The sequence below is a fragment of the Corynebacterium sp. UMB6689 genome (assembly GCF_030215295.1).
GTDB classification, from domain to species: domain Bacteria; phylum Actinomycetota; class Actinomycetes; order Mycobacteriales; family Mycobacteriaceae; genus Corynebacterium; species Corynebacterium aurimucosum.
In genome coordinates this window covers 1-4,009 of the sequence record NZ_JASOLS010000039.1, presented here as the reverse complement: position 1 = coordinate 4,009, position 4,009 = coordinate 1, and the positions used below count along the sequence as shown (strand labels likewise).

4 protein-coding genes are annotated in these 4,009 nt (G+C 56.0%); 1 reads left to right on the top strand and 3 read right to left on the bottom strand.

Translation table 11 applies throughout. From position 1 onward, the window contains the following. Positions 1 to 129: 129 nt before the first annotated feature. Complete coding sequence (locus QP363_RS12545) at positions 130 to 1,359, bottom strand: MFS transporter (RefSeq protein WP_070495012.1); 1,230 nt, start codon at positions 1,357 to 1,359, stop codon at positions 130 to 132. Between the two features lie 91 nt (positions 1,360 to 1,450). Between QP363_RS12545 and QP363_RS12540 the strand changes: the two genes are divergently transcribed. After that, positions 1,451 to 2,128, top strand: a complete 678-nt coding sequence (locus QP363_RS12540) for a TetR/AcrR family transcriptional regulator (protein ID WP_070462451.1) — start codon at positions 1,451 to 1,453, stop codon at positions 2,126 to 2,128. Positions 2,129 to 2,376: 248 nt separating this feature from the next. Here QP363_RS12540 and QP363_RS12535 read toward each other — a convergent pair whose 3' ends face one another. Both QP363_RS12535 and QP363_RS12530 read right to left on the bottom strand, forming a co-directional pair. After that, positions 2,377 to 3,261: a hypothetical protein gene (locus QP363_RS12535; protein ID WP_070529834.1), complete on the bottom strand. Its 885-nt coding sequence runs from the start codon at positions 3,259 to 3,261 to the stop codon at positions 2,377 to 2,379. Between the two features lie 12 nt (positions 3,262 to 3,273). Next, a complete protein-coding gene (locus QP363_RS12530; RefSeq protein ID WP_141746464.1) occupies positions 3,274 to 3,810 on the bottom strand; it encodes a hypothetical protein in 537 nt (178 codons plus the stop codon). Between the last annotated feature and the right edge of the window lie 199 nt (positions 3,811 to 4,009).

Sequence of the window (4,009 nt, the reverse complement as noted above, 5' to 3'; positions counted from 1 at the left end):
ACTCACAATGAACATCCTCTCCTACGGACACAAGATCCGTACAAATAGGGTGTCCACTAAACGAGGGTAACCTCAGGGCCGACTCCTGCGGATAACGTGATGGAACGGCTACTTCAGGCACGCTCATAGTTATTGGCGTAGTGCGGGTGCAGTGTGGGCGTAGATGACGACCACTGCAATCAAGGCGATACAGACGGCGAAGGGTGCCAGCGGGTTCCACCCGTAAAGGGCGGTCGAAGCCAGCGGGGCAATCGCGTACGCCAACCCATTATTAGCGTTGATGATGCCAGCCACTGCGCCTTGCTCATCTGCACTCATCTTCAAGGTTGGGCCAGTGTTGTACCCGGGCATCGCCAGTCCCATACCTACCCCCAGCACGATACACCCGACAACCAGTAAAGCGTGCGAGGAGGTAGGCCAAATGAGCACAGTTGCAACTAGTGTAATGGCCAGACCAGTACGTAAAAGCTTCGCTGCTCCCCACCCTGTCTTTGGAGCAATCACCGCTTGGGCAATGATCATGGTCACGCCCATGATGGTCAGGTAAATCGCGGAAATACCTGCGGTCGCAGTTGCCGACAGGGCGAAGCGGTCTTGGACAGTGAATCCAAAAATCGTAGCAACAGAAGAAAACACAAGAAACATCACCAGACCAGTTGCTAGCCAGGGAGCTACACGCGGATCAGTGAAGCGAATCCGTTGAGGCTTTGCAAAAAGTTGCCCTCGGCTTTGAGGTGCGAAACTCACCAAGAGAACAACCAGACCAATCACCATCACAACGGGCATGACCACCAAGGGCAAGAGCAGGCCACCAGCAGCGGCTAACACACCTCCAGTAACACCTCCAACAATGGAGGCCATCCCTTGAGCCGCTCCAATCATGCCCAGTGCTTTTACCCGCCCGTTCTCGCTGGCAGCATGCGTGACCAGGTGGGCTTGCGCGGTCGGGGCGATCGCTGAAATCCCTCCACCATAGAGCAAACCACGAGTGATCACAACACCAAAAACTAGTCCGACACCGCCAACTACCTGGTTCATCCCCAGGTAGGAGACAATACCGAAGGCGCTCAAAGCGATGATCGCGATCACAAGCCCAGCAGCGAGTACACGTTTAGCGCCGACACGTTGGGAAGCTCGCCCCCAATAAGCACTCAAGCTCGCTAGTACAATCGCTGCCAAAGAGATAGTGGCGCCAATATGCCATTCCCGCAATCCCATCTGTCGTGACAGTGGCGCGATGATCGGATTGAGAATCATTTGCCCCATAAAGGCGAGAAAAACGATTCCCACTACCAGGTTCGCTTGCGCTCCTGGATCAATAGAGCTCTGTGTCGGCTTATTACTACGAGGGTCGGGCATCACTACACTCCATTACTAGAACACTGTTTCACTTAGGGATATTGTAGAATGGTGTTCTAGTAAGGGTCAAGGAATAAGTTAGGGTCACCTTATGAACACTGTGCTAACGGGGCGAAGGGCTGGGCTATCACGCGAGCTGATTGTCAAACAAGCTGTACAGTTAAGCGCGATCAGTGGCGTTGAGGGATGGTCAGTACGGGACATTGCCCGTGAACTGGGCGTGGTTCCCTCAGTGATTTATCATTATTTTCCAAACAAGGAAGCCATTTGTGATGCTGTTGTAGACCGGGTATGTGTCGGGATTGAAGTTCCCGACCCGGACCTTGAATGGAAAGCCTGGTTTCGAGCTATGGCTCACAATCTACGCCCCGCATTGTTAGCATATCCGGGGATTACCGACAGGTTCGCGCGGGGCAAGTTCACCGAACAGTTTTTGCCGATGATCGATGGAGCCTGGGCCAAACTACAAGAAGCTGGGTTTGGTGACAATTCGCCTGTGGCCTACACAATTATCGCGAACTCGATCATCCACACGATCGGAGCGAGAAACCTGCGCGCATCCAATCAAATCCAGCCTCGCCACAACCTGCACGAAATGCTTGTCAGGCTTGAGCCTATGATGGCTCAATCTGTTGGACTGACCAGTATTGTCAACTCTTACCTGGAGCCTCTCTCACACCCTGATGAAGAAGAAGCGATGTCCGAGGAATACTACGACCTCGTCATCGATGTGATCCTAGACGGCATCGAACACACCCTGCTGCCTTAACTCTGACCCACTTCTCAATCATCGTCTTAGTGAGCGCCCGCACAGCTGTGTACTTCAACACAGCGGATGTAGCCCAGTTGATAAGCCGGGTCAGTTCACGTTCACCCCTCGCGTTATCATGGTCACGGAGACGGTTAAGTAGTTCTTCCTGATACGGATTATTCATGGTGTGCCCTTCATCCAGGTATGGGTAAAGGGGGCCAAGGCACACACCCTGACCCCCTTCGCTGCCTGCTACGGGCTAGCGTCTACTCGGTAGCACCCGCCGTGGTCGGCTCCACCACATCCTGTTCAGCCGTCGCCAGCACCTCCGGGCGGAACACGGAACCGCCGTACACCTGGAGGCCCGTAATCGCACGGGTGAAACGGAACGGCAGCATGGACGATTCCGCCACCTCCGTGATCTGGTAGCCGAACGGGGTAGCCATCGGGTGGCCCGCAATGACCACCTCACGGCCCGCCACCGTCGGCACCGTCGGCGCGGAAATGATGCGGAACCCGAGCAGGCGACCAATCTCACCGTTCAAGAGATTGCTGTTGTTCACTGCCTTGTCCAGGCGCTCGTCGTACAGCAACGCCGATTCCATCTCCGGGCCAACCATCACGAAACGGTCAGTCTTCGGAACCGAAGTGGCGTTGAGTTTCTTACGCAGCACCACCAGCGTCTTGTACGCGTCCTTCTTCTCAATGTCGAGCGGGAGGGTGCCCACCTTGTTGGAGTTCTTCACTCCGTCCTTCATGAGCTTGCCGATGTAGGTATCGACCTGCTCGGACATGCCTTCCTCTGCCTCGCTGACTGCCTCCGGCTTCACGTCTAGAGCAGACTGGACGGAAGATACCAGCGGAATCTTGAAGTTGAAGTAGTCGCCCTGGTCGGTCTTGAACTTACGCTCTCCGAACTCGACATCTTCAACAATCATGTCTTCGGACTCGTCGTACTTACGGATGGTGGGACGGCTAAGGTTGGTGACAACAACCTCGTCACCCTTACCGCGGATTTCGCCCTCAAAGTCGCAGTTCGTCACACCCTCCTGCGCGAATGCCCAGGTCTGACGGAGCGGCTGCATGAGCGCAGACGCGACAATCGGGCCGATTACCGGATCCCAGTTCTTGTGGGACTGTGGAGTTGCCATAGTGCGTTCCTCCTAGTGGAAACTTTTAGCGGCTGATACGGCCTTCCTCCACTGCCTTGTTGATTTCCTCAAACTTGCCCTGTGCGTACAGGCGGTCGAGGTCATCGGCGGTGAGGATTCGGCCATCGTTGTTGTTCGTGGGGCTGGGGTTCCGCTGGTGCGGGGTGCTACCCCACCCGCCTTGAACTGTGGGAATGAGTTGAGCGTGTTGGTGACGAGTTCGCCTGCCTTACTGTCCCACTCGTCGCTGCCCCACTTCGGGAGATCACCTACACCACGGAGATACGGCACAAGCATGTCGGGGTCTGCCCCGTTTTCCTTCGCCAGCTTGCGTAGGGTGTTGTCCTCGCGCATTCGGTCGAGTTCGGCCTGGAGCTTGTCACGCTCGGCTTCTCGTTCCTGCGCAGCGGCCTTGGCCTGCTTGATTTGTTCCTCCGTGTCTTTGTCGGACGGTTCAAAACCGAGTACCTGCGCGAGTTTCTTCAACGTCGCTGCCTGTTCTTCCGCCTGCTTCGCCTTCACTCGGCGGTCGCCGTTCTCGTTCTTCAACTTGCGGTTTTCCGCTTCGTATCGGGCGAGCTGCTTACGTAGCGCGTCAAGGTCTACGGCTTCGTCCGCCTCGTTGGCCTGCGCCTCGCCTAGGTGTTCACCGGCTTGGGTGTAGTTCCCTGGGGCCTGGCCCCCGGAAAGTAGACACGTCGGGGGTTAGCTATGCTGCTTGGGTCAGTGTAGCTGATGTGAGTGCTTC